The 24036-nt window shown below is 63.4% G+C and carries 24 protein-coding genes and 1 pseudogene; 4 read left to right on the forward strand and 21 right to left on the reverse strand.

Annotated elements, in window-relative coordinates:
- Nucleotides 1-141: 141 nt before the first annotated feature.
- On the forward strand, nucleotides 142-888 hold the full coding sequence (locus IPM06_00005) for a carbohydrate ABC transporter permease (GenBank protein MBK8768794.1): 747 nt from the start codon (nucleotides 142-144) through the stop codon (nucleotides 886-888).
- Between the two features lie 29 nt (nucleotides 889-917).
- Here the strand turns inward: IPM06_00005 and IPM06_00010 are convergent, their stop codons facing one another.
- The 9 genes and pseudogenes from IPM06_00010 to IPM06_00050 all read right to left on the reverse strand — a co-directional run bounded on the left by IPM06_00010 (nucleotide 918) and on the right by IPM06_00050 (nucleotide 6880).
- Nucleotides 918-1484, reverse strand: coding sequence for an aspartate/glutamate racemase family protein (locus IPM06_00010; protein ID MBK8768795.1), 567 nt, complete (start codon nucleotides 1482-1484; stop codon nucleotides 918-920).
- A 10-nt stretch (nucleotides 1485-1494) separates the two neighbouring features.
- Complete coding sequence (locus IPM06_00015; GenBank protein MBK8768796.1) at nucleotides 1495-2313, reverse strand: RNA methyltransferase; 819 nt, start codon at nucleotides 2311-2313, stop codon at nucleotides 1495-1497.
- Between the two features lie 80 nt (nucleotides 2314-2393).
- Nucleotides 2394-2858, reverse strand: coding sequence for a hypothetical protein (locus IPM06_00020; protein MBK8768797.1), 465 nt, complete (start codon nucleotides 2856-2858; stop codon nucleotides 2394-2396).
- Entirely contained in the window at nucleotides 2858-3085 is a 228-nt protein-coding gene (locus tag IPM06_00025; protein MBK8768798.1) for a class I SAM-dependent methyltransferase, read from the reverse strand. The genes IPM06_00020 and IPM06_00025 overlap by 1 nt, the downstream gene beginning before the upstream one ends.
- A gap of 197 nt (nucleotides 3086-3282) precedes the next feature.
- A complete protein-coding gene (locus tag IPM06_00030) occupies nucleotides 3283-3663 on the reverse strand; it encodes an OmpA family protein (protein MBK8768799.1) in 381 nt (126 codons plus the stop codon).
- Nucleotides 3664-3737: 74 nt separating this feature from the next.
- Nucleotides 3738-4010, reverse strand: coding sequence for a hypothetical protein (locus tag IPM06_00035; GenBank protein MBK8768800.1), 273 nt, complete (start codon nucleotides 4008-4010; stop codon nucleotides 3738-3740).
- Entirely contained in the window at nucleotides 3970-4341 is a 372-nt protein-coding gene (locus IPM06_00040) for a hypothetical protein (protein ID MBK8768801.1), read from the reverse strand. Before IPM06_00040 ends, IPM06_00035 begins: the two co-directional genes overlap by 41 nt.
- Nucleotides 4342-4483: 142 nt before the next feature.
- Nucleotides 4484-5617, reverse strand: coding sequence for a cytochrome-c peroxidase (locus IPM06_00045; protein ID MBK8768802.1), 1134 nt, complete (start codon nucleotides 5615-5617; stop codon nucleotides 4484-4486).
- Between the two features lie 110 nt (nucleotides 5618-5727).
- Nucleotides 5728-6880 (reverse strand): annotated as a pseudogene (locus tag IPM06_00050) (MFS transporter).
- A 235-nt stretch (nucleotides 6881-7115) separates the two neighbouring features.
- On the opposite strand from IPM06_00050, the gene IPM06_00055 reads away from it, so the two are divergent.
- Together IPM06_00055 and IPM06_00060 are read left to right on the forward strand one after the other, a co-directional pair.
- Nucleotides 7116-8327, forward strand: coding sequence for an NADP-dependent isocitrate dehydrogenase (locus IPM06_00055; protein ID MBK8768803.1), 1212 nt, complete (start codon nucleotides 7116-7118; stop codon nucleotides 8325-8327).
- Between the two features lie 137 nt (nucleotides 8328-8464).
- On the forward strand, nucleotides 8465-8761 hold the full coding sequence (locus tag IPM06_00060; GenBank protein ID MBK8768804.1) for a DUF718 domain-containing protein: 297 nt from the start codon (nucleotides 8465-8467) through the stop codon (nucleotides 8759-8761).
- A gap of 39 nt (nucleotides 8762-8800) precedes the next feature.
- Here the strand turns inward: IPM06_00060 and IPM06_00065 are convergent, their stop codons facing one another.
- Genes IPM06_00065 through IPM06_00090 form a run of 6 tightly spaced genes read right to left on the reverse strand, consistent with a single transcriptional unit; the run spans nucleotide 8801 to nucleotide 13286 of the window.
- On the reverse strand, nucleotides 8801-9145 hold the full coding sequence (locus IPM06_00065; protein MBK8768805.1) for a sensor histidine kinase: 345 nt from the start codon (nucleotides 9143-9145) through the stop codon (nucleotides 8801-8803).
- Complete coding sequence (locus IPM06_00070; GenBank protein MBK8768806.1) at nucleotides 9064-10332, reverse strand: PAS domain-containing protein; 1269 nt, start codon at nucleotides 10330-10332, stop codon at nucleotides 9064-9066. The genes IPM06_00065 and IPM06_00070 overlap by 82 nt, the downstream gene beginning before the upstream one ends.
- Before the next feature lie 36 nt (nucleotides 10333-10368).
- Nucleotides 10369-10734, reverse strand: a complete 366-nt coding sequence (locus IPM06_00075; GenBank protein ID MBK8768807.1) for a response regulator — start codon at nucleotides 10732-10734, stop codon at nucleotides 10369-10371.
- Between the two features lie 10 nt (nucleotides 10735-10744).
- The gene (locus tag IPM06_00080; protein ID MBK8768808.1) at nucleotides 10745-10978 is read right to left on the reverse strand and encodes a hypothetical protein; all 234 of its coding nucleotides are present in this window, start codon (nucleotides 10976-10978) and stop codon (nucleotides 10745-10747) included.
- A complete protein-coding gene (locus tag IPM06_00085) occupies nucleotides 10975-11463 on the reverse strand; it encodes a response regulator (protein ID MBK8768809.1) in 489 nt (162 codons plus the stop codon). The genes IPM06_00080 and IPM06_00085 overlap by 4 nt, the downstream gene beginning before the upstream one ends.
- Complete coding sequence (locus IPM06_00090; protein MBK8768810.1) at nucleotides 11463-13286, reverse strand: HAMP domain-containing histidine kinase; 1824 nt, start codon at nucleotides 13284-13286, stop codon at nucleotides 11463-11465. Before IPM06_00090 ends, IPM06_00085 begins: the two co-directional genes overlap by 1 nt.
- 130 nt (nucleotides 13287-13416) lie before the next feature.
- Between IPM06_00090 and IPM06_00095 the strand changes: the two genes are divergently transcribed.
- The gene (locus IPM06_00095; protein MBK8768811.1) at nucleotides 13417-13890 is read left to right on the forward strand and encodes a GFA family protein; all 474 of its coding nucleotides are present in this window, start codon (nucleotides 13417-13419) and stop codon (nucleotides 13888-13890) included.
- 45 nt (nucleotides 13891-13935) lie between these two features.
- Here IPM06_00095 and alaS read toward each other — a convergent pair whose 3' ends face one another.
- From alaS to IPM06_00125, 6 genes are all read right to left on the reverse strand, one after another.
- The gene (gene alaS / locus IPM06_00100; protein MBK8768812.1) at nucleotides 13936-16593 is read right to left on the reverse strand and encodes an alanine--tRNA ligase; all 2658 of its coding nucleotides are present in this window, start codon (nucleotides 16591-16593) and stop codon (nucleotides 13936-13938) included.
- A 381-nt stretch (nucleotides 16594-16974) separates the two neighbouring features.
- A complete protein-coding gene (gene recA / locus IPM06_00105; GenBank protein ID MBK8768813.1) occupies nucleotides 16975-18042 on the reverse strand; it encodes a recombinase RecA in 1068 nt (355 codons plus the stop codon).
- A 181-nt stretch (nucleotides 18043-18223) separates the two neighbouring features.
- On the reverse strand, nucleotides 18224-20302 hold the full coding sequence (locus tag IPM06_00110) for an HlyD family efflux transporter periplasmic adaptor subunit (protein ID MBK8768814.1): 2079 nt from the start codon (nucleotides 20300-20302) through the stop codon (nucleotides 18224-18226).
- A 1-nt stretch (nucleotide 20303) separates the two neighbouring features.
- Nucleotides 20304-21716: an HlyD family efflux transporter periplasmic adaptor subunit gene (locus IPM06_00115; GenBank protein MBK8768815.1), complete on the reverse strand. Its 1413-nt coding sequence runs from the start codon at nucleotides 21714-21716 to the stop codon at nucleotides 20304-20306.
- 45 nt (nucleotides 21717-21761) lie between these two features.
- Nucleotides 21762-22490 carry an efflux RND transporter periplasmic adaptor subunit gene (locus IPM06_00120; protein ID MBK8768816.1) on the reverse strand — a complete coding sequence of 243 codons (729 nt, stop codon included), beginning with the start codon at nucleotides 22488-22490 and terminating at the stop codon, nucleotides 21762-21764.
- A 28-nt stretch (nucleotides 22491-22518) separates the two neighbouring features.
- Nucleotides 22519-23835, reverse strand: a complete 1317-nt coding sequence (locus IPM06_00125) for a TolC family protein (GenBank protein ID MBK8768817.1) — start codon at nucleotides 23833-23835, stop codon at nucleotides 22519-22521.
- Nucleotides 23836-24036: the final 201 nt, after the last annotated feature.

The raw sequence follows: 24036 nt of genomic DNA on the forward strand, positions 1-24036 counted from the left end.
GCGCATGGCAGCTTGAAAGGCAAACTGCGTGGACGGGGCCGCCCCGCCCGCAGTTTGCGCCGCGATGCGCCAGTTGAAATCCCGGGCCCGCGATGTGTCCGCCGTCGTCCTTGTGAGTCTTTACGTGATGCCCCTGCTGTGGTGGGGCTTTCTGCTTTCACACCTGCCGATGCACTGCTGGATATCGCCCGCATGCTGCGGCTGGACTTCACACCAACGCTCTCCAATTTCGCCCTTGTCATACTGGGCGTGGAAGGCACCATTTTCGACTCCCGGCAGAGCCTGGTCGACTCCACATCTGTCGCCCTGCTCTCCAGCGCCATCGTGCTGCTGGCGGCTACGCCCATGGCCTACGCGCTCTCGCAGATGACCTTCCGCGGCAGCACCACGCTCCGCCGCACGGTGATCCTGCAACGCTTCCTGCCACCCATCGCCATCGTGTTCCCGCTCGTCGGGCTCTATCACGGCTGGGGCCTGCTCGATACGCGCCTGGGCGTGGCACTGGCCCATGCCGCACTCAACTTGCCCTTTGCCGTGCTGTTGCTGAAATCCTTCTTCGATGACGTGCCGCATGAAGTGTCGGAAGCCGCGCGGCTGGATGGGGCCTCGCGTGGCGAAACATTTCTCCATGTCGTGCTGCCGCTGATGAAGGGCGGACTCGCCACGACGGCGATCCTCTGCTTCATCTTCTCCTGGACGGAGTTCCTTTTGTCGCTGTTCCTCACCCAGAACATGCGGTTGATGCCGGTGCAGGCCGGCGTCCTCATCATGAACATGTGGGGCCTCATCTCCGCCCTCACCACCACGGCCCTCGTCCCCGCCTTCATCTTCGTGCTGATCGTTCAGAAGCATCTGGTGCGAGGGCTGACGCTGGGGATCTACCGGTAGGCGAAAATCGTCTGCCCTAGGCCGGCAAGTCAATCACCATGTGCTTCGGAAAACCCATCGAGGCGTAGGCGGTGAGAGTTTCCGAGGCACTGCCGCGCGGAGGTGAGGATGACGGTGCCCTTGAGCTTGCGCTCGGCGATTTCAGCAAGGCGCGGCGCGCCATGGAGGATCACCTTGCAGTGAAAGGCGAAGGTGTGGATCAGAGAATGGGTGTATTCGCGGCTCACCGTGCCCGGCGTGGCGAGGACGCCGATCACACCCGATTTCGTCTGCGCAGCGGGCTTGGAATGATGGCGGGCACCGTGCCGACGAAAGGCACCTTTGTAGGCCGCCCGCAAATCCGCGAGCGCGATGGTGGAGGCCGTGTTGCAGGCAATCACCACCACATCCGGATGAACCTCGTCGATGAGCTTGCCGATCACCATCACGATGCGGCGGGCAAGCTCCTTCTCCTTCCATGCACCATAGGGAAAGGCGGCGTTGTCGGCGGCATAGACGAGATGGGCATCGGGCATCTGCCGCGCCACGGCCCGCGCCACGGTCAAGCCGCCCATGCCGGAGTCGAAGAGGAGGATGCGGGGCTTCGCGGTCGGCATGGGGAACCTGCTATTCGTTCTTCTTCATCTTCCGCAGCTCGTGCACGCGTGTGAGCGACGAGATGATGCCGCGCAATGTGCTCACCTCTTGTGCCGAAACTGCGGTGCGCGCGAAGATATTCCGGATGTTGCGCATCATGCCGGGGCGCTTCTCATCCGTCTTGAAGAATCCCGCCGTCCACAGTTCGCGCTCGAGGTGATCGTAGAAGCCGTAGAGTTCCTCCTTGGTGGCGGGCCGCGTGTCCGGCATCTGCAGGCCGGGGCCTTCCAGCGCCGGAAGCTCCGGCGTCGCCTGGCCCAGCGAAGTGGCTTCGTGCTTGAACCACTCGTAGCCCATCAGCAGCACGGCCTGCGCAATGTTGAGGGAGGCGTAAGCGGGGTTCACCGGTGCCGTCACAATCACATCCGCCAGCGAAACTTCTTCGTTGTTGAGGCCGTAGCGTTCCCGCCCGAACATCAGCGCAATCTTCTCGCCACGGGCAACGCGGGCGCGCATGTCCAGCCCCGCCTGCTCCGGCGTCATGACCTCCTTGGTCATGCCGCGCGGCCGGGCCGTGGTTGCATAAACATAATGTGTTTCGTGAAGCGCTTCTTCCAGGGTATTGAAAATGGACGATTTTTCCACAGTTTCATGAGCACCGGAGGCGGCGGCGACGGCCCTCTCCCGGTCCCAGCCCTCGCGTGGGTCCACAAGCTTCAGGTCGAACAACCCGAAATTCGCCATGGCCCTCGCTGCCATGCCGATGTTCTCGCCCAACTGCGGATTGACCAGCACCACCGAAGGCGCCGGGCCGAAGTCGATCTTGCGCGTCGAGTCTGTGCCTGCCATGGCGGTGGAATAGCGGCAGTTTCCCCCCCGAAAAAGCAAATTCGGGGGCGGTGATAGCCCGCCGCCCGGTCATCCCTGCCTTACGCCTTGCCCTTCACCGCGTTGGCCACGGCCTGATACGAGATGCTGCCATCCGGGCCAGGGAGAAGGCTTTCCTTCAGCCGCTTCTGCAATTCCTGCCTTTGCGCGTCGGAGAGATTGCGCAACCGCTCGGCCTGGGGTCCGACAGGCTGGTGGTTGGATTCCCAGAAATCGTCGAAATCGGTAAAGCGCACGGTAATCGTGAGCGGCGTTGTCTCGACCTCGTGAAAACCAGCGTCTCTCCACAAGTGCTCAAGTGCCTGCTGCCGGGAGATTTCGGCACTTTGCGGATGCGGCACGTCCAGGCCCATGCCCTTCAGCGTCTTGTAGAATGGAGAAGTGGGCACCCCGCCTCCCGGCAAATCCCACATGTAGGTGGCGGCGATCCCACCCGGCTTCACCACGCGTTTCAATTCCTTCGCCCCCTTCAGCGGATCGGCAAGGAAGGCAATGACCAGCGCCATCACGCCCGCATCAAACAGGGCGTCCCAGACGGAAGCTGTTGGGCATCACCGATGTCGAATTGCGCCAGCGCGGCGCAGGCCCGGGTCTTGGCATGGGCGATCTGCCCCGGCGACGGATCAACGCCCGTCACCGCGGACGGCACCGCGCGCGCCACGATCTCCTCCGTAAAGCGCCGTTGCCACAGCCAACATCGAGCCACGACTGGCCGGGCGGCACGGCGATCCATGAGAGGAAATCCGCGCCCACTTTGCGGCTCCAACGGCCCATCAGCCGTTCGTAGGCCGCACCATCATTGAATTGCATCGCAGGAGTCTGGGTCATCGGCCCGCCCTCTTTTGGGATGAATGCTTGAAACAGTGTCCGCCGGCCGCCCATACCCTGCGCCGGATTAGCCGCCGATGCCAGTGAAGAACGCTGGCGAGCCTACTGCTTCACGAGTTCCACGCGGCGGTTCTTGGCGCTTCCCTCTTCCTCGTCATTGGAGGCGAGCGGCGCCAACGGCCCCACGGCCTTGGGCGTCATGCGCTTGGCATCCACCCCCGACTTCGCCAGCGCCTTGGTGACCGCAATGGCGCGCGCCCCGGAGAGCTTGAGATTGTAGTCGAGACCACCCTGGTTGTCCGTATGGCCCGTGACGTAGACCTTTACATCCGGATTGCCGTCGAGATAGGCGACCATCTGGTCGATCTGCTCCTGACTCTCGGGCTTGATCACCGCCTTGTCGAAATCGAAGAAGATGCCATAGAGCACCACGCGGCCGGCGTTGGCGAGGTCCGCACCGATTTCATCGGCCGACAGTGTCACGATCTTCTGCTCGCGCTTTCGGCTCGACGATCTGCAACAGCACGCCCACGCGGTCCTGCAGGGCCTGCGACATGTCACCGAAACTGCCACCCCGGGTTCTGCGCCGCCAGGACGGAGACATAGGTTTCGTTGCCCGCCTCGCCCGATTTCAGCAGCGCATAGCGCGGGTCGATCACGGAATCGAACATCGCCTGCGAGGCCATCCCGCGCAGCGTATCAGCCTCTTCAGAGACGACGAGCGAAGCCTTGTTGTTCCAGTTGTAACTGAGCAGCTTGAAGCTCGGCCCGCAGGCCTCCTTGGCGCATTCATAGGCGATCGTGAAGCCCTTCGCCTTGAGATCCTCCACATAGTTGGCGAAGACCTCCAGCGACGAAGCGGCCCTGGGGCGCCACATAAAGGGTGCGCGTCACGCGGCCCTGCACGGTCATCGTTGATGTGAACTTCTTGTCATCGGCATATTCTTCGCCCTGCGCCGGACCGTTCGGCAGGGTCAGTTCGTCGAAGGCCTTTTTCGTCTGTCCGACGATGAAGGCACCCTCATAGCGCCCCACCAGCGCACTGTCGGCGGATTTGGCCGCATCCTTTGCCAGCGTCGCATCGAATTCCGCATTGTCGGCCCACGCCGGAATGGCAAACGAAAGGGCCACCAGCGCACTTGCCAAGGTCAGTCGCAACATCAGGATAATCTCCGCCGAAGAATCTGCCCCCCGCACATACGTATCACAACATGAACGCCGCATGAAACGGCCTGCCTGCACAACGAAAAACGCCACCCCGCAGCTTGCGGGGTGGCGTCCGTACTGAAAGCCAGTGGTGGAACTACTTCACTTCACCGGTGGGCCGCGGCGTGTCGGCCGTTTCTGCCGGCAGCACTGGCAGCGTGACGTCCGGCAGCTTGCCGGTGAGCGCGCCGAGGAAGGCCACGATCTTGGTTTCTTCGTCGTCGCTCAGTTCAGCACCAAGCTGCGAGGAACCCATGATGCCCACGGCCTGCTTCAGATCCCACACCTTGCCGGAGTGGAAGTAAGGCGCGGTGAGCGCAATGTTGCGCAGCGGTGCGGCGCGGAAGACGTAGGAGTCGTCCGCCGTCTTGGTCACCTGGAAACGGCCCTTGTCCTTGGCCGGCAGCACATCACCACCGGGCTTCTCGACGACACCGAACGGATAGTAGCCGTGGCCACCCACGTTCACGCCGTTGTGGCAAGACGAGCACCCCTTGTCGATGAACAAGGCCATGCCGGCCTTCTGCTCGTCCGAGAGTGCGGCGTCGTCGCCGTTCAGATAGGCGTCGAACGGCGCGGGTGTGATCAGCGTCGCTTCGAACGCCTCGATTGCCTTGGCGAAATTGTCGAAGCTCACAGGGTCCGCTTCGCCGGGGAAAGCGGCCTTGAAGCCTTCGCCATAGGCGGGCATGGACTTGAGTGTCGCGACCACCTGGTCGGCGGTGTTGGCCATTTCAACACCAGCCTGCACCGGACCCTTGGCCTGGGCCTTCAGGTCTTCGGCGCGGCCATCCCAGAACTGTGCTTCATTGAGCACGGCGTTGAGCGCGGTCGGCGCGTTGCGCGGGCCCTTCTGCCAGCCGTGGCCGATGGACGTTTCGAGGTTGTCGTCGCCACCCGTTGCGAGGTTGTGACAGGAGTTGCACGAGAACACGCCCGATTTCGACATGCGGGTATCAAAGAACAGAGCCTTGCCGAGCGCGATCTTTCCGGCGTGATCGGGTTGTCCTTCACGCTGGGGATGGTGGAGGGGAAGCGGCTTGAAGGCTTCCGTGGCCTTGGCCCGGAGATCGTCGGCCGCCAGCGCAGCCGAAGAGATGGCCACCCCGCGATGAGGGCGATTGCGAATGTCTTGAGTTTCATGGTTGTACCATTCCGAAAGTGGAGCGGCGTTCCTGAGCTTGCCCCGCTCCGCAGCAGGATCAGGTGAGTCGGACTGGCAATTCGGCATCCCTGATTGGAATTAGTCTAAGAAGAGAAAAGGATAAGCCTTTGATCTAAATCAATCCGGGATCGCGATCCGGGGCTTTTGCGCTGCACGCACTGTCGCACGACAAAGTGTCAGGCCGTGGCGGTCTCGCGTGCCGAGGGACGCGCTTCCAGCTTCCGCGCTTCGCGCAGGCCAGGGAACATGCGGCCCCACAGGACTGCGACTGCCATGGTGCCGACGCCGCCCATCACCACCGCCGTCTTGGCGGACAACAGTGCCGCAACGCTGCCGGCACGGAACTCGCCCAGTTCATTCGAGGCCCCGATGAACACGCGGTTCACGGCGTTCACGCGGCCGCGCACGTCGTCCGGAGTCCACAGCTGCATCAGCGTTTCGCGCACATAAACCGAAACCATGTCGAAGGCGCCCATCATCATGAGGGCGAAGATCGACAACGGCAGCCACACCGACACGCCGAAGACAACAGTGAACACCCCGAACGCCGCCACGCACACAAACAGGATGCGCCCTGCGTGGTCCTTGATGCCGTACTTGGCGAGCCACAGTGCCATGGCAACAGCGCCGACCCCTGGCGCCGAGCGCAGCAAGCCAAGACCCAACTCATTCACCTGCAGGATGTCGCGCGCATAGACCGGCATCAGCGCCGTCGCACCGCCGAGCAGCACCGCGAAGAGATCAAGCGAAATCGCCCCCAGCACCACGGGCTCGGACTTGATGAAGCGGAAGCCTGCCAGCAACGTGTGGATCGTGGTTTCCTCCACCCGGTTGCTTTGCGTTGTGCGCCGCATGGCAATGACAAGCACCACCGCGAGCGCTGACAAGCACGCCGCCGTGCCATAGGCCGCTTCACCCGCGATGCCATAAAGAAGGCCGCCCGCCACAGGCCCGGTGATGTTCGCCAATTGCCAGCTCATCGAGTTGAGCGAGATGCCATGCGGAATGGCCTCGCGCGACAGGAGGTTGGGTGAGCGCATCCGCTGCGGGCGCAAGGAAGGCGCGCGCCAGCCCCAGCACCGCAAGGATCACGAACATGGGCCAAACCGCACCGGGATGCGCCAGCGTGAAGAACAGGAATGCCAGGCCACACAGCATTTCCAGCGAAAGGCAAAGCCCCATGATCATGCGCCTGTTGAAGCGGTCCGCCACCAGCCCCGTCACCAGCACCAGCACCAGTGCCGGCATGAACTGCGACAAGCCGATCAGCCCCAGCATCCAGGGGTCGCGGGTGATGTCGTAGACCTGCCAGCCGATGGCGACGGTCATGATTTGCGCCGCGAAGGAATGGCACAGCAGCGCCACGATATACTTGACGTAAGGCGGGTAACGCAGGGCGTTGGCCGAAGGGGCGGTGGCGGGGCATGGTTCACCGGGTGCCACGCTCTGGGTGCCATGTCAAAGGGACCGCACGCAACCCCTTTATCCCTCCGTCGCATTTGCGGGATGGCCTTGCCGCTGCTATAGGCGCTGCAGATTTTCCGCACTGCACAACGAGGTCAAAATGGACAAGATCAAAGTCGCCAACCCGGTCGTCGAACTCGATGGCGACGAGATGACCCGCATCATCTGGGACCAGATCAAGAAGGAACTCATCCTTCCCTACCTCGACGTCGACCTCCACTATTATGACCTCTCGGTCGAAAACCGCGACAAGACCGAGGACAAGGTGACAGTCGATTCCGCCAATGCCATCAAGAAATATGGCGTGGGCGTGAAGTGCGCCACCATCACGCCGGACGAAGCGCGCGTGAAGGAATTCAACCTGAAGCAGATGTGGAAGTCGCCCAACGGCACCATCCGCAACATCCTGGGTGGCGTCATCTTCCGCGAACCCATCATCTGCAAGAACGTGCCGCGCCTCGTGCCCGGCTGGACTCAGCCCATCATCATCGGCCGCCATGCCTTCGGCGACCAGTATCGTGCGACGGATTTCGTCTATCCCGGCAAGGGCACGCTCACCATCACCTTCAAGGGCGATGATGGTACGGTGATCGAGAAGGAAGTGTTCAAGGCCCCCGGCGGCGGCGTCGCCATGGCCATGTACAACCTCGATGACTCCATCAAGGAGTTCGCCCGCGCCTCGCTCACCTACGGCAAGCAGCGCAAGCTGCCGGTCTATTTCTCCTCCAAGAACACAATCCTCAAGGCCTATGACGGCCGCTTCAAGGACATCTTCCAGGCCATCTACGAAGCCGAATACAAGGCCGACTACGAGAAGCTGGGCATCACCTACGAGCATCGCCTGATCGACGACATGGTGGCCTCCGCCATGAAGTGGACCGGCGGCTACATCTGGGCCTGCAAGAATTACGACGGCGACGTGCAATCCGACCTCGTGGCGCAGGGCTACGGCTCGCTCGGCCTCATGACCTCCGTGCTCATCACGCCCGATGGCAAGACGGTGGGATCGGAAGCCGCCCACGGCACGGTGACGCGCCACTACCGCCTGCACCAGCAGGGCAAGGCCACCTCGACGAACTCCACCGCGTCCATCTTCGCCTGGACGGGCGGCCTGAAGCACCGCGCCAAGCTCGATGACAATGCCAAGCTCCTCCGCTTCGCCGAGACGCTGGAGAAGGTAACGGTCGCAACCATCGAGGAAGGCAAGATGACGAAGGACCTTGCGGTTCTCGTTGGCCCCGAGCAGCAGTGGCTCACCACGGAAGGCTTCATTCAGGCCGTGGACAAGAACCTCGAGAAGGCGATCGGCTGATCCCGTTGCCAAGGTGAATTACCCTGATGGCCGGGCCGCGCCCGGCCATTCGCGTTTCAGGACGGTCATGGAAATGCGGCGCGCCATGGAGTAACGTCCCCGGCACCCGGGTGCGTTCAACCTCCATGGAGGACGTCATGACCGCCTACAACATCGTTCGTTTCAAGGTGAAGCCGGCCCGCGAAAAGGACTTCGTGGAATTCCATCGCACAGCGCAGGCTATCGCCGGACTGCGCGAAGGTGCACTGGTGAAGACGGGGGACCGCGCCTATTGCCTCGTGGCCAAGTGGGACTCGTTCGACAGCATTGTCTCCGCCCGGCCGCAGATGATCGGCATGCTCGACAAGATTCGCGACATGCTGGAAGACCAGGGCAACGGCCTCGGCCTCACCGATCCTGTGTCAGGCGATGTCGTGGTGGAATTGAAGCACTAGCGGCGAAACTCCGTTCAGAATTTCTCCGCCTTGCGTGCCTTACGCCGCGTCCGTGGCCTCGGGCTGAGGCACCGTGAGCGGCAGCCACATGGAGAACAGCGCGCCCTCGCCCGGCGTCGATGAAACCTCCAGGCGTCCGCCATGCTGGATGGTGATCTGCTCGATCGCCGGAACGCCAAGCCCCGTGCCGAAGCTCTTGGTGGTGAACAGCGGTTCGCGGATGCGCTCCAGAACCTCCGGCGTGATGCCCGGGCCGTTGTCGCTCACCGCAATCACGGCGCCGCCTTCACGGAGTGATGTTGTCACGGTAATCGCGGGATCAGGCCGCGCGAACTTCGCCGGATCATCGCCCTGCCCCACAAGCGCCTCGCAGGCATTCGCCATGAGGTTGACGACAGCGCGCTGCAGGCGCCCGGATCGAACGGCACGCTGCGCCCCTCCAGACCCAGGTTGCACGTGATGGTGACGGCCGCCGGCAACTTTTTTGCTTCCTCGTCCAGCACCTGAGCCAGCCACTGGTCGAGGTCGCCGGACTGGCAATTGAGCTGCTTGGTGCGCGAGAAATCCAGAAGCTGCGTGATGATATTGTCGCAGCGGATGATGCCCTTGTTGATGCGCTCGATCTGCGGCTCCACGTCCGTGCCCTTGCCCTTGAGCTTGCGCTCCATGAGGAAGGCGGATGTGCGCACCGCGCCCAGCGGATTGCGCAGTTCGTGCGCCACGGTCGCGGTCAGCTGCCCCAACTGCTCCATGCGGCCCTTCTTCACCAACTCGTCTTGCGCTTCTTTCAGCCGCTTCATGTTGCTGGCCAGTTCACGGTTGAGGCGCAAGACCTCGTCGTTGATGCGGCGCAATTCCGTCATCTCGCTCACGTCGACAATGCTGATGATGGCAGAGCGCTGCGTGCCGCCGATCCACAACCATCCCGAACTGATGACGATCACGCTGCGGCGCGGCACGCCCAGCGCCGAGATCTCCATTTCAAATTTGCAGGAAGCACCGGGAAACTCCGGATGCTCCGCCTTGATGCGCTCGATCAGTTCGGATTTTGACTCCGCCGCACCATCCCCGCCGCAATAGGCATTGAGCAGCGGATTGGCGAAGGCAACCGTGCCATCCTCATCAAGCTGCAGCACGCCTACGGGTACCGTCTCCGTCAGTGCCTTGTATTGGTCCTCGCGTTTCTTGATCTCCCCCAGATCCGTGTTCGTGCCGATGAGATAGGTCTTTCCATCCGGCCCTGCCAGCCGGGCCTTGCGCGTCAGCAGCGGTTGCCTTCCGCCATTCTCGCCCGGTACCGTTTCCTCCGAGATGTTCACCTGCCCGCTGTCGATCACGCTGCGGTCGTGTTCCTCGAAGCCCTTCACTGTCTCCGCAGGCCAGAACTCCCTGTCCGATTTTCCCAGCAGTTCAGCTTCGCTGCGCTCGATGAGCTTGCAGTGCAGCGCGTTGGAATAGACGAAGTTCAGGTCTTCATCCTTGACGAAGATCGACGTCGGAAGATTGTCGAGGATGCTGAGCAGCACCTGCGGGTCTTCAAGCCGCTTGGGCGGCGTATTGTCGTTGACCATGGTTTTCTCCCAGGTTCAGGCTTCCGCCGCGTCCGGTCAGGCCGCTTCGCGTTCCACGGTCTCCAGGATGCGGCCCACATCCACGGGCTTGCTGAAGACACCGAGCGCACCACCCTTCACCGCCTGATCGATGAGGTCGTCGGCGCTGTAGCCGGTCATGAAGTAGACGCGCGCATCCGGGTTGAGACGCTTGATCTGCATGAAGCTGTCCACGCCATTCCTCTTCGGCATCATCACGTCGAAGAAGCCCACATCCACCTTGTTCAGGCTGAAAGCTTCGATGGCCTGCTCACCGTCATAGGCCACGATCACGCGATGGTTGTCCATGGCGAAGAGTTCGGCAAGCGACTCCGCATTGGCGGCATCATCATCGACAACGAGGATATTCAACTGGCGGCTCATGGGGGTCCTTTCACGCGGCAAGATGGGGAAGTCGGTTGAGCAGTTCGAGCGGATCGAACGGCTTGTTCAGGACACCGGTGACGCCGATGTCGCGCAGCAGGGGAAGATCATCGCTGTGGATCATCTGCGGCGGCGGAATGAGGAAGGCGGGACCGGTGTGCCCGAGGCCCTTGAATCCGGACAGAACGGACACCTCGTCGATCAGTGGCAGGCCCGTGTCGATCACCAGTATGTCGTCATTCACGGGCCACGGCCGCGTGCCGGCGCGGCGCACCATCTGGCAATTGCGGCCGGACGTGCTGAGGGCCGCATGAATGGAATCGCCCACAAGTTGTCCAGGCGCCAGCGGCGGTGCAAGCACCACGCCCCCGGCCCCACCTGCTCCGTGATGCTGAGGATCTCGTTCACATCAAACGGCTTATCAAGAACGCCCAGCGCGCCACCGCGGATCGCCTGCAGCAGCAGTTCCTCCACACTGTAGCCCGTCATCATGAACACCCGCGCCGAGGGCTTGAGGCGGCGGATTTCCAGAAAACTTTCCACGCCGTTCTTGCCCGGCATCATCACGTCCATGAAGGCGACGTCAAATGTCTCGCGGCAATAGGCCGAGATGGCATCCTCACCTGAATGGACCACGCGCACGTTATGGCCTTCGATTTCGAACAACTCGCCCAGCGAGTGGGCATTGTCGATATCGTCGTCAACAACAAGGATACTGAGGGCTGTCATCACGCGGCCTCCGTCATGCTTTGCATCCCGCCTTCAACAGGCAGATGAATGTCGAACTGCGATCCCTTGCCGGCGACCGAGGAAACTTCGAGGTGGCCACCGTGCTGTTCCAGGATTTTCTCCACCGCAGGCAGGCCAAGGCCCGTGCCGAAACTCTTGGTGGTGTAGAGCGGCTCGCGGATCTTCGCGAGATTGTCAGCCGAAATTCCGGGCCCGTTGTCCGCCACGCGAATGACAATATCCAGCCCCGCGCGGTGAGTGGAAATATCGAGCCGCGGATGCGCCGTGGCAAAGCGCGAGGGATCATCCCCCGTTCCCACCATCGCCTCGCAGGCATTGTTGATGAGGTTGATGACGGCCCGCCGCAGGCGGCCGGGGTCAAATGGCACGAGAAGTTCACCAAGCCCCAATGTGCAGGTGATGTCCACGACTGCCGGCAGCCGCTGCGCTTCTTCCTCCACAGCCGCCGCCAGCCAGTTGTCCAGCTTGTCGGGCCGGCAGGTGAGTTGCTTGGTACGGGAGTAATCAAGCAACTGCGTGATGATGTCATCGCAGCGAGTCACACCCTTGTTGATGCGCTCGATCTGCGTTTCAACGCCCAGCCCCTTGCCTCTCACCTTGCGCTCGAGCAGGAAGGCCGAGGTGCGCACAGCGCCCAGAGGATTGCGGATTTCGTGGGCCACGGTCGCGGTCAACTGGCCGAGTTGTTCCATGCGGCCGCGCTTCACCAGTTCGTCCTGCGCCTGCTTCAGGCGCAGCATCTTGTCGGCGAGGTCGCGATTCAGTGCCGTCACTTCATCATTCACATGGGTGATGCGGTCGGCCATCGCCTCGGCCTCGACGCGCGCCTGGTCCGCCTGGCTCTTGGCCAGTTCCACATGATCCAGCCGCCGCAAGGTGGAACGGAACATGCCGATCGCCGCACCCGCACCCAGCAGCACACACAGCGCCACGATACCCATGTGCCAATACAGCTGGTTGCGCAGGTTCGCCGAACGCCGGTCGAGAAGCCCGGCGAGGCGTTGCATCGTCTGCTCCCACACGCCACGCTCCAAGCGGTATTTCTTGTTGGGGTCAAGCGTCTGCTGCGACAGCATCGTCAGCGACAGCCATTCCGCCCCGGGTTGCGAGGCAGCAATCACGTCAAAGGTGAGCTTCACGTCGTCACTGATGGCATCCACCAGTTCGAGCGAGGTGTCATAGGTCGCGACATTGTTGCTGCTCGCCTGCGCCCGCACCACCGACTTGCGCGTGCGCTCGATGGACTGCGCGAGATTGCCGAGATTATAGAGCAGCGATTTCACTTCCGTTGTGTCGATGCCGCTTGAAGCGATCGACTCCTGCAGCGAGGCGTGCAGGCCGTGGAAACTGAGCAGCATCTCCGGCAGGTTCTGGATATTGGTCTGCGCCAGAAAAGTGGCTTCCGGTTCCGTATCAAGCAGCAGCGACGATTCGGTGCCGAGCACGCCGATGGCGCGCACCAGATGCGCCAGCTTCTCGCTGGTGCCGATGCTGGGTTCGCGCACGCGGCCCTTCAGTTCGTCATAGGCTGTCGCCATGCCGAGGTCAGCTGCAAGCGCATCGCCCTTCACCAGTTCATCGGCGCTCTTCTGCCCCGTGTACGTGCCATCCGCGAGGCCGATCGCCACCGGCATGATGATGTTGGCGAGGAGCACGCCCTTGCTCTCGCGATCGACGACGCTGATGTCGCGGCGAAGATTGTTGAGGGTCAGTTGGCTGAGCAGCAGGATGGGGACAAGAAGTACGCAGATGATTGCGGTAAGCCGCAAGCCCGCCACGCGTGATGCCATCGCCTTGACCAAGGTCATCTCCAAGAAACAGTGTGGGCATCGCGTCCCGGACCGCGAGGCAATCAAAAATCAGTGCTGGCCCGGCAAAATGGACGGGTTATGGTAAAGGGACTGTTAAAGATTTAATGCACGCGGAGGTGGCATGGACGGCAAGAGTGGCGGATGCCAATGCGGCGCAGTGCGCTATCATTTCAATGGCGCACTCGGCCGCGCCTCGATCTGTCATTGCCGCATGTGCCAGAAGGCCTTTGGCAGTTTCGGCGCACCGCTCGTCAGCGTGCCGCATGAAGGTTTCACCTGGACACGCGGCAAGCCTGCGCTCTACCGCTCATCGGATCCTGTTGCGCGCGGCTTCTGTGCGGATTGCGGAACGCCGCTGTTCATGCAGGAAGACGGCGACAACCAAATCGAGATCGCCATCGGCACGCTTGACGATCCCAATGCCGTGACGCTGGAAGGCCAGGTCGGCGTGGAGAGCAAGGTTGCGTGGTTCGACACCATGCCCGGCCTGCCAGCGGAAACGACGAACGAGAACAACCCCGCCGCGGCGCGGGGACGCTACCGGACGCATCAGCATCCCGATCACGACACAGAGCGCTGGCGATCGCAGACGTGATGATCCCCTCATGACCCGCTTCAGGCGGGCCATCCATGGTGATCGTTAAAGGGCCGATTTGATCGCCGCGAGCGCATCGTCCGCCTTGGCGCCATCGGGGCCGCCGGCCTGGGCCATGTCGGGGCGGCCACCACCGCCCTTGCCGCCCATGGCTGCTGCACCGAGCTTCACCAGATCGATGGCGTTGACCTTGCCCGCGAGATCGGCCGTGACGCCGACAACCACGGCACCCTTGCCATCTTCCGATACCGCAACCAGCGCCACGACGCCCGAACCCACGGTCTTCTTGCCTTCATCGGCCAGCGGCTTCAAATCCTGCGGTGAAACGCCCTTGAGCACGCGCGCCATCAGTTTCACGCCATTCACCTCGGTGATGTCGCCACCGCTGCCCTTGGCACCGCCGCCCATGGCAAGCTGCTTGCGCGCCTCGGCCAGTTCGCGTTCCAGCTTGCGGTTTTCATCGAGGACTGTTTCGATGCGCGTGACGATATCCGCCTGCGGCACCTTGAGGGCCGCCGCAGCCGCCTGCACGCGCCGGTCCTGTGCTTCGAGATAAGCCCGCGCCGCCGCGCCCGCCAGCGCCTCGATGCGGCGCACGCCGGCAGAGACGGCACCTTCCGAGACGACCTTGATCAGGCCGATGTCGCCCGTGCGGCCCACATGCGTGCCGCCGCACAGTTCGAGCGAATAGATGGGGCGGCCCGCGCCATGGGCATTGCGGCCCATGGAGACGACGCGCACTTCATCGCCATACTTCTCGCCGAACAGCGCCATGGCGCCTTCGCCGATGGCGGCATCGACGCTCATCAGCCGCGTTGTCACCGCATCGTTCTGCGTGACGATCTCGTTGGCGATCTGCTCGACCTCCGCCAGCTCCTCGCGGCTGATGGACTTGTTGTGCGAAATGTCGAAGCGCAGGCGGTTCGGTTCGACAAGCGAGCCCTTCTGCGCCACATGGGTGCCGAGCGTGAGGCGGAGCGCCTCATGCAGGAGATGCGTGGCCGAGTGATGCTGCCGGTTGCCCGAGCGGCGCCCGTGATCGACAATGAGTTCGGCCGCGACGTTGAGTTTCACCTCGCCGCTTTCCACGGTGCCCATGTGCACGAACACATCGCCCGCCCGCTTCAGCGTGTCTGACACCTGGAACACCGCGCCATCGGCCGTCTTGATGACGCCGCGGTCGCCGGACTGTCCGCCGGACTCGGCGTAGAAGGGAGTCTGGTTGACGACGATGGCGCCCTGCTCGCCCGTCTTCAGGCTTGTCACCTGCTTGCCGTTGGCCACAAGCGCCGTGATGAGGCCTTCCGCCGTTTCCGTGTCGTAGCCGAGGAATTCCGTGGCGCCCAGCTTCTCGCGCAGTTCAAACCACACACTCTCGGTCTGCGCCTCGCCCGTGCCCTTCCAGGCGGCGCGCGCTTCGGCCTTCTGCTTTTCCATGGCCCCGTTGAATGCCGCTTCATCCACCGTGATGCCGCGCGACTTCAGCGCATCCTGCGTCAGGTCCAGCGGGAAGCCGTAGGTATCATAGAGCTTGAAGGCGGTGGTGCCGGAGAAGGTGCTGCCCTTCGCCAGGCTCGCCGATTCATCATCGAGTAGTCGCAGGCCGCGCTCCAGCGTCTTGCGGAAGCGGCCTTCCTCCAGGCGCAGCGTCTCGGTGATGAGATCCTGCGCGCGCACCAGTTCGGGATAGGCGGCACCCATCTCGCGCACCAGCGCGGGCACCAGCTTCCACATCAGCGGTTCCTTCATGCCCAGCAGTTCGGCGTGGCGCATGGCGCGGCGCATGATGCGGCGCAGAACATAGCCGCGGCCTTCATTCGACGGCAGCACGCCATCGGCAATGAGGAAGGACGAGGCGCGCAAGTGATCGGCGATCACGCGGTTCGACGCCTTGGCCGCACCTTCGGCGGGCACATGGGTCTGGTCGATGATGGCGGCGATCAACGCCCGGAACAGGTCCGTCTCGTAGTTGTCGTGCGTGCCCTGCAGCACCGCGGCGATGCGCTCGAGACCCATGCCGGTATCGATCGACGGACGCGGCAGGCTCACGCGGCCGCCGCCCGGCTGCTCCTCGAACTGCATGAACACGAGATTCCAGATTTCGATGAAGCGGTCGCCATCGGCATCCGCGCTGCCGGGAGGGCCACCCGGAATCTTGTCGCCGTGATCGAAGAAGATTTCCGAGCACGGACCGCAGGGCCCGGTGTCGCCCATGCGCCAGAAGTTGTCATTGGTCGGGATGCGGATGATGCGGCTGTCGGGAAGCCCTGCCACCTTCTTCCACAGGTCGAAGGCCTGGTCGTCGTCGTGGTAGACCGTGACGGTGAGCTTGTCCTTGGGCAGGCCGTATTCCTTCGTCACCAGTTCCCAGGCCCAGGCAATCGCATCCGGCTTGAAGTAGTCGCCGAAGGAAAAGTTGCCGAGCATTTCGAAGAAGGTGTGGTGGCGGGCGGTGTAGCCCACGTTGTCGAGGTCGTTGTGCTTGCCGCCGGCACGCACGCACTTCTGCGCCGTGGTGGCGCGGGTGTAGGGGCGCTTCTCCATGCCGGTGAAGACGTTCTTGAACTGCACCATGCCCGAGTTGGCGAACATGAGCGTCGGGTCGTTGCGCGGCACGAGCGGCGACGAAGCCACGATTTCATGGCCCTGACGCTTGAAGAAGTCGAGGAAGGTCGAACGGATCTGCGCAAGGCCGGCGGTCATGGGCTCGGTGTCTCTTTCTGGAGGGGCGAAACGTGGGGGCGTCTATATGCGGGGGGCCGCGGCCTGTCCAGAATTCCCGTCCGGATTTGTTGCGGGCATTGCGCCAGCAATGACGCCCGCGCGGGCCGCCCACAACGAAAGACACCCCCGGCGGGGCAGCCAGGGGTGTCTGGAGAGCGAGCGTGGGGCAGAAAATCCGGCAGGCTGCGAAACCGGGCCGGACCTTCAGGATGACGTCTCGCAAGTTTGGCCGGATAACGCAGGCCTTTCAGGATGCCCCGGACGGGTGGGAACATCCCGACGCAAAGGCCACCGGCCAAAAGGGGTTACGGGAAGGAAGCGGTCCGGACCAGTGCGGTCCGGAGCCAACAGCGGCCTGCCTCACTCGTCGTCGCCGGCCTCGGCACCGCCCTTGTCGGCGATGCGGGCGGCAATGAGCCCGGCATTGGCGCGGATTGCGGCCTCGATGGTGTTGGCCATGTCCGGATTCTGGCGGAGGAAGGTCTTGGCGTTTTCACGGCCCTGCCCGATGCGCTCGCCATTGTGGGAGAACCACGAACCGGACTTCTCGACCACACCGGCCGTGACACCGAGATCGACCAGTTCGCCGACCTTGGAAATGCCTTCGCCGTACATGATGTCGAATTCCACCATCTTGAAGGGCGGCGCCACCTTGTTCTTGACCACCTTCACGCGGGTCTGGTTGCCCACCACCTCGTCGCGCTCCTTGATGGCGCCGATGCGGCGGATGTCGAGGCGCACGGAGGCGTAGAACTTGAGGGCGTTGCCACCCGTCGTCGTTTCGGGCGAACCGAACATGACGCCAATCTTCATGCGGATCTGGTTGATGAAGATCACCATGCAGTTCGACTTGGAGATGGAGGCCGTGAGCTTGCGCATGGCCTGGCTCATCAGGCGGGCCTGCAGGCCGGGCAGGGAATCGCCCATCTCGCCTTCCAGTTCCGCCTTCGGCGTGAGGGCGGCAACCGAGTCGACCACCAGCACCTCGATGGCACCGGAGCGCACCAGCGTATCGGCGATTTCCAGCGCCTGTTCGCCCGTGTCCGGCTGCGAGATCAGCAGGTCGTCGATGTTCACGCCCAGCTTCTTGGCATAAACGGGGTCGAGGGCATGCTCGGCGTCCACGAAGGCGCAGATGCCGCCCCTCTTCTGGGCTTCCGCCAGCACATGTAGCGCAAGGGTGGTCTTGCCGGAGGATTCCGGCCCGTAGATTTCAATGATGCGGCCCTTGGGAAGGCCACCAATGCCCAGCGCGATATCAAGCCCCAGCGACCCGGTGGAGATGGCTTCCACCTCCATGGCCTGGTTGGCTCCCAGCTTCATGATCGAGCCCTTGCCGAACGCCCGTTCGATCTGGCTCAGCGCAGCATCCAGCGCCTTGTTCTTGTCCATGGAATTCTCAACAACCCGGAGAGCAGCTTGACCCATTGTTCCCGATCCTTATTTCACTGGGGTGGCGATGAAGCAATTGAACTGACAGACCCGGCAGCAAGTTCCACCGGTGTTTCTTGTATGTTCTATTTTGGTTCCGTTTGCAAGTCCCCTTTTGCGCAGCGGGAAAAGCCCGTGCGCACAAAGGTTTGCCCAACGCTGCACTGATTCTGGGCGATCAGAACCCGCTTTCCCGCAGGAAGACCGTCACCACCCGCCCCAGAACGAATCCGAGGAAACTCTGCGGGGCCGCTTCCACCACCACCTGCCCCCGCCGCGCCATGGTTGGCGCCGGCCCGTCGGCAGCCAGGATCAGCGGCAGATAGCCCTGCACCGGCACATCCCGCCCCGCAGCACCTTCCGGCGCGGTGAGGATGGAGCCGCCATGGCGCGCCGCAAGATAGGCCACCGCCGGACCCGCCCCGCCCGGATTGCCGATCACCGCGAGGCGCGCCGTCACGGCGGATGTCGCGCCGTCATCGCCGATGAAACGTCCCCTCGCCCCGGCCGTCAGCCGCCCCGACTCCCGCTCGGCCACAAGTCCGTTGATGACGGCACCCTCTGGCACAAACACCTGCAACAGCATCTGTTCCGGCGAGACCCATTGCGGCGGCGCCAGGGCCTCCATGCGCTCGGCCACCACGCCATCGAAGGGCGCGCGCAGGACAAGACGCTCCTCCCGTGCCGAAAGACCGTCCAGTTCGGCCGTGATGGCCGCGCGCTCGTCGGTGAGAATGCGGAGTTGCGCCCGGTCATGCGCGTCCGCCGCCAACCGCGCCAGCTTGGCATCGGTGATGGCAAGCCTGAGCCTGGCCGATTGCCGGCGATAGGCAATCTCCGGCGCCTGCAACACGGCCAGCACCTCTCCTGCCCTCACCGCGTCGCCGGGCTTCACCTGCAAGGACCGCAACTGTGCGGGCTCCGGTGCATAGAGGCGACTCTCTTGCGCAGGCGTGAGAACAGCCGGCACCGCCACATGGCGGTCCAGCGGAAGTGCCGCGAGAAGCATCAGCACCGCCAGCCCTCCCACCACCATGCGCGAACGTTGTGTGCCCAGCAGCCGCTTCATGCCCAACTCCTTCCAATTCATCAGTTCACGGAGGACCGGCTTCACGATGAACCAGTGAATCTCGATGAACCCGAGCGGCAGGCCCACGGCCTTCGGGAACATGTGATAGACGAGCACGGCAATGCCGCCGAACACGGTGAGCCGGTAGATCCACGTACCCACCGCCAGCGCCACCAATGCCCGCCGCCGCGCCGGGGGGTGGAATTCCGGGAGCGGTTCTCCCGTCTGGAACAGCAGGTCGCGCAACTGCCACGTCGCCAGCGCAAAGGCCCGCGGGCCAATGCTGTGCAGACCTGTTGCATCCACCAGCATGTGATAGCCGTCAAAGCGCATGAATGGCGACAAGTTGACGGTGAGGCTCATGATCCACGCCGTCGCCGCAATGAAATATGTGGCGGAGCGCAACGGCCCGTCCGGCAGGAAGACCCACAACAGCAGTGCCAGGCTGGCGATGGCCATCTCCGTCAGCACGCCCGCAGCGCCGATGAGGAAACGCTGCTTGCGCGATGGCAGCCGCCAGGCATCGCTGGCGTCAGTGTAGAGCATCGGTGTCATCACCAGAAAATTGATGCCCATCACCGGCACGTTGCAGCCATGGTGCCGCGCCGTGAAGCCGTGTCCCAACTCATGGAACACCTTCAGTCCCGTCAGCGTCACGCCATAGAGCAGCGCACCCTGCGGCGTGAGGTAGTCCATGAAGGTCGCCTTGAAGTGATCCCACTGCCGCCCCGCAAAATAGAGGCCAAGCAGAGCCGAGAGCAGCACAGCGGCAATCACCACCCGCGACACCAGCAGTCGCGCCACCGGCAACAGGGCATCCAGGAAAGGCTGCGGATTGACCAGCGGAATGCGGAAGGAAAGATAGGAGTGGAGAATGCGCGCCGGCACGGATTGCTGCTGGGCCTGCCATTCCTGCAACAGTCCTGCGGACATGGCACCTTCCACAAGCCGCTGGCGTTTCAGAAAGTCGGCGAGTTCCTGTGCCTCAGCCGCTCCGCCTGCTGGCGCGCCCCGCACCAGGATCCGCGCCAGTGCGGAAGACAGCCGGTAGAAGCGGTGGCGGACCGGGTCATGCAGCACAAAGCCTGCCATGCCCGTTCGGTCATACCCCGCATCGCTCAACGTGACACCGGCCCGCAGGCGCGGAAACGCTTCCGGGGCCGGTGCTGCCTGGCGGACCGCCTGCATGCTACCAGCCGAAATGCTGGCGCAGCGCCGCGATGGGCCGCCGCAAAAGATAGAAGCCCAATGGCACACGATCGCCCACGATCTGCGCCGTGCCGCGCAAGCCGATCCGTTCCGGCAGAGCGCTGTCCGATGCTGCTGCCATCAGCACAAAGGCCATGCCGCCCGCTGCCGTGGGATGGGCGTGATAGCTCGTCTCGGTGAGCATGCCACTGCGCGGGTGCAACGGGTCTGCATCGAGGAACAGCCACACGCTCTTCTCTCCATCCAGCGTGATGGCATCGGCAACCGCAAGCTCGATGCGGTAGGTGACGCGGGCGGGGTCGGCGATCTCCATCACCTTCTCCCCCGTCCGTACCGGCCTGCCCAGCCAATCGTTCCGCGCGGAGTAGATCAGGAGACCGTCACGATCCGCCCGCACCACGCTGCGCGCCAGAAGGCTCGCGGCATAGTCCCGTTCAGCCTGGGCCAGCAGCAACTCCTGCTCCGCCGTCGCCAGCGTTCGCTTCAACTCCACATCCTGAAATGCGCCATTCCGCGCCGTCGCCAGCCGGCTCTCGGCCACCTGCACCTTCTGCGCCGCAATCGCGGCCTCGGCTTGCAACTGCGTATCCTCCAGCGCGAACAATTCTTCGCCGCGCCGCACCGGGCTATTGGCCTCGGCGGAAACGCGTGCAATCGCGCCATCCATCGGTGCGGTCACGAGGCGTGGTTCATCGGCCACCACCTCGAACGGAGCGAGCGCCGTCATCGGCACCGGCACCAGAAGAAGAAGCGCCAGCACCAGGGGAACGCCGATCATCGCCCAACGCGGCAGCGAGAGCTTGCGCAAGAGCAAGGGTGGCGTGAGGGCACACAGCGCATGTGCGTATGTCGCCATCGCCCGCTGCGCCACCGAACGGTCAGGAACAGACCATGCTGTCGCCCGCGCCAGCAGGATGACGGCAAAGACCTCGCCCTTCCGGTCCGAGAGTGGCAAGAGAAGTCCGTGGAGCAGCGTCGGTGACACCGCTGTCAGGGCAAGTTCCTGCGGTTCGCGCGCCAGCTTGCAGGCATTGACCGTGCGCGTGACCGACTGGATCAGCGGTGCCGTCACGTCGATGGAGGGCACGTCCGAAACGGCTTCGACAGTGAAACGGCCCGAGCGCGAACGGCGCAGAAACCAGCCCTGCTGGAAACCGAGCAGCGCGCGGGAATCATTGAGGGCATGGAAGAGAATGGCCGCTGCCGCCGGCAATTGCCGGATCTCGCCTTCCAATGTGACCAGCTTGACGAGCCTGAGTGTTGACTCCGCCGGTGCAGCAGCCGGCGGAGGTGCGTGTGGGGTTGCCTTCCCCTGCCCGCCCGGAAACGGGATGGTGTTTCCGGGAACAGGTGAAGGGGTGAAGGCCGGGTGCGCGCGGTAGGGGCTGTTCATGTTGATAAGCCGCCTTTACTGGGGAGAGAGCGAGCGCACCCGGCCTCAGCTGCCAGCCGCGTGGAACGTTGCCGTCCCACTCATGCCAGGCAGAACTGAAAATCCGGGGTCTTTGAGAATGCCGAAGGCCTTGATGGTCTGGCTCACGGGATCGACAGTGGCGCCCATCCGCACCACTTCGGCCGCAAGCGTTTCACCCGTCTCGTCCACGGTGAACGTGAAGCTGTCGCCGGCCTTCACCCGCGTCAGCCATTTGGAAGGAATGATCGTCTCGATTTCGAGCCGCGTCATGTCGACAATCCTGATGAGGGGCTGGTTGGGCGCGGGGCTTTCGTGTTCCTGCACGATGCGCTCCACCAGACGGCCGTCGAACGGCGCCTTGAAGTCGCAACTGCCCGTGCGCGCCTGCAAGGCCTGCGCCTCGGCCCGCGCCTGCTCGTATTCGGCTTCCGATACGCGCACCTCGTTTGCACCCATGGCGCCCTTGGCGAGAAGCCGCCGGTTGTTGACCATCACCAGTTCGCGCGCCCTGGCCTGCGCCCGGGCAGCCGTCACCTCGGCAGCATATTTGCGGCAGTCGAACACGATCAACGTGTCGCCCTTTGCAAACATCTCGCCTTCAAGTTTCGGCAGCTTTGAAACGCGCGCCGTATAGTCCACCGCGATCGTCGCCTCCGTCAGCGCCGTCACGACGCCGCGCGCCGTTGCCTCCTGCGCCCCTGCGGCCGCAGGCAAAGCGCCTGCGAACAACAGCGCAACCAGTGACGTCTTCATGATCTCTCCCCACCCCATGATCATGCCCTCAGCCGCCAGACCTGTCGCCGCGTTCCAGCCACACCCCGCGCAAGTGCGCCGCGAGGGTCTTCACGTTTTCTCCTCCCGTGACATTCTCGCCGTAGGGATCGATACCGACTGTCGCGTAGATGTTGGCGAATGCGTTCTGCAGGTCGGCGTGGGCAATGTCGCGCTTCACCGAAGCAACAAGTGTGTTCATCTCTTCGCGGATGAGGGCCTGCTCGCTCGTTGCATCCTCGGCAGCGGAGGCGCGCACCTGCGAGAGAATGCGCTGCTGCACCGCGAGGTAGTCGCTGGCATCCTTGAGGATCAGCGATTGCTGGGCGTAACGGGCGCGCGCCGCATGCACCTGCGTGAATACCGCCATGGTGAGCGCCAGCGCCTGCGTGCGTTCCACATCATCGCGTGCCTCGTTTTCCTTCTTGATGGCCGGATAGGAGAACACGCGCATCACGTTCCAGCTCGCCTTGGCACCCCACGCCAGCCAGTTGGAATGGAAAAGAAGGTCATTCGAGTCCCAGTTGGCGCCGCCAAACACCTGGATGCCCGGAAGCAATTGCAGCAACGCCGCATCGGCCTCCTGTTTGCTGATGCGGGCCTTCAGCAGGGCCTCGCGCAGTTCCGGCCTGTGGGTCATCGCCAGTTCCACGAGTTGGTTGCCGGACTGCGTCAGCTTGAGAGCGGTCTGTTCGCGCGACGGCACCTGCAGTTTGAAGGCGCTTCCCGGCGGAATGTTCATGAGTGCCGCAAGCTGGATCTTGGCCGTCTTCAGTTCCAGTTCCAGTTCGTGAATCTGCTTGCGGATGTCCACCAGTTCGCGCTGGTAGGTGAGCGCAGTGAGCGGCGAAAGCGCCCCTTCCCGCGCCAGCGAGCGCGAATTGGAGAGCGCGTGATCCACCCTGCCCTCCAGCGATTGCAGGCCGCCAAGCAGATGTTCCGCCGTGACCGCGCGCCAGTAGGCCGTGCGCACGTCCTCGACAATGCGGTTGACGATCTTGCGCCGCCGCTCTTCGGCAATCAGCGCCTCATTGCTTGCCTGCTTGGCCCGCACATAGGAGAGGCCGAAATCAAGCACGTTCCACGATGCAGTGACATCCGCCGCCAGCGTATTGCGTTCGAGAGAGGTCGTGGCATCGGCGGATTTCACGCCCGTGGTGAGCGACCGCGAATAGCCCCCCGCCGATGGGTCGCGGCCATTGTATCCCGAGGCCGCGACCACCTGCGGCAGCATGGCGGCGGATTTCACGTCCGCCACACGCGCAGCAAGCGCCACGTTCATCATCTCGACGCGATGGTCGAGATTGTACTTCAGCGCCCGGGCCATGGCCTCATAGAGTCCGATGGCCCCCGACACCGGTTCCTGGTTCGCCACCAGTTGCTCGGCATTTGTGGTGACGAAGCCGTTCATCTCGTCACTGCCGATCAGTTGCGGCTTCACCGAGCAGCCCGCAAGCAGGCTGGCGGTGAGAAGCATTGCCAAGGGCAAGATGGGATGGGCGATGGAGCGCTGCCGCTCAGGGATGTG

The organism is Hyphomicrobiales bacterium, from assembly GCA_016710435.1.
Taxonomy (GTDB): Bacteria; Pseudomonadota; Alphaproteobacteria; order Rhizobiales; family Aestuariivirgaceae; genus Aestuariivirga.

Excerpts from the sequence above, each read along its gene's own strand:
- IPM06_00120 (MBK8768816.1), bottom strand. The coding sequence starts at position 22,490 with ATGAAGACGTCACTGGTTGCGCTGTTGTTCGCAGGCGCTTTGCCTGCG.
- IPM06_00110 (MBK8768814.1), bottom strand. The coding sequence starts at position 20,302 with ATGCAGGCGGTCCGCCAGGCAGCACCGGCCCCGGAAGCGTTTCCGCGC.
- IPM06_00040 (MBK8768801.1), bottom strand. The coding sequence starts at position 4,341 with ATGTTGCGACTGACCTTGGCAAGTGCGCTGGTGGCCCTTTCGTTTGCC.
- recA (MBK8768813.1), bottom strand. The coding sequence starts at position 18,042 with ATGGGTCAAGCTGCTCTCCGGGTTGTTGAGAATTCCATGGACAAGAAC.
- IPM06_00010 (MBK8768795.1), bottom strand. The coding sequence starts at position 1,484 with ATGCCGACCGCGAAGCCCCGCATCCTCCTCTTCGACTCCGGCATGGGC.
- IPM06_00075 (MBK8768807.1), bottom strand. The coding sequence starts at position 10,734 with ATGAGCCGCCAGTTGAATATCCTCGTTGTCGATGATGATGCCGCCAAT.
- IPM06_00020 (MBK8768797.1), bottom strand. The coding sequence starts at position 2,858 with ATGGCGCTGGTCATTGCCTTCCTTGCCGATCCGCTGAAGGGGGCGAAG.
- IPM06_00095 (MBK8768811.1), top strand. The coding sequence starts at position 13,417 with ATGGACGGCAAGAGTGGCGGATGCCAATGCGGCGCAGTGCGCTATCAT.
- IPM06_00085 (MBK8768809.1), bottom strand. The coding sequence starts at position 11,463 with ATGACAGCCCTCAGTATCCTTGTTGTTGACGACGATATCGACAATGCC.
- IPM06_00070 (MBK8768806.1), bottom strand. The coding sequence starts at position 10,332 with ATGGTCAACGACAATACGCCGCCCAAGCGGCTTGAAGACCCGCAGGTG.
- IPM06_00015 (MBK8768796.1), bottom strand. The coding sequence starts at position 2,313 with ATGGCAGGCACAGACTCGACGCGCAAGATCGACTTCGGCCCGGCGCCT.
- IPM06_00115 (MBK8768815.1), bottom strand. The coding sequence starts at position 21,716 with ATGAACAGCCCCTACCGCGCGCACCCGGCCTTCACCCCTTCACCTGTT.
- alaS (MBK8768812.1), bottom strand. The coding sequence starts at position 16,593 with ATGACCGCCGGCCTTGCGCAGATCCGTTCGACCTTCCTCGACTTCTTC.
- IPM06_00045 (MBK8768802.1), bottom strand. The coding sequence starts at position 5,617 with ATGCCGAATTGCCAGTCCGACTCACCTGATCCTGCTGCGGAGCGGGGC.
- IPM06_00060 (MBK8768804.1), top strand. The coding sequence starts at position 8,465 with ATGACCGCCTACAACATCGTTCGTTTCAAGGTGAAGCCGGCCCGCGAA.
- IPM06_00065 (MBK8768805.1), bottom strand. The coding sequence starts at position 9,145 with ATGGCGAATGCCTGCGAGGCGCTTGTGGGGCAGGGCGATGATCCGGCG.
- IPM06_00055 (MBK8768803.1), top strand. The coding sequence starts at position 7,116 with ATGGACAAGATCAAAGTCGCCAACCCGGTCGTCGAACTCGATGGCGAC.
- IPM06_00125 (MBK8768817.1), bottom strand. The coding sequence starts at position 23,835 with ATGGCCCGGGCGCTGAAGTACAATCTCGACCATCGCGTCGAGATGATG.
- IPM06_00025 (MBK8768798.1), bottom strand. The coding sequence starts at position 3,085 with ATGGATCGCCGTGCCGCCCGGCCAGTCGTGGCTCGATGTTGGCTGTGG.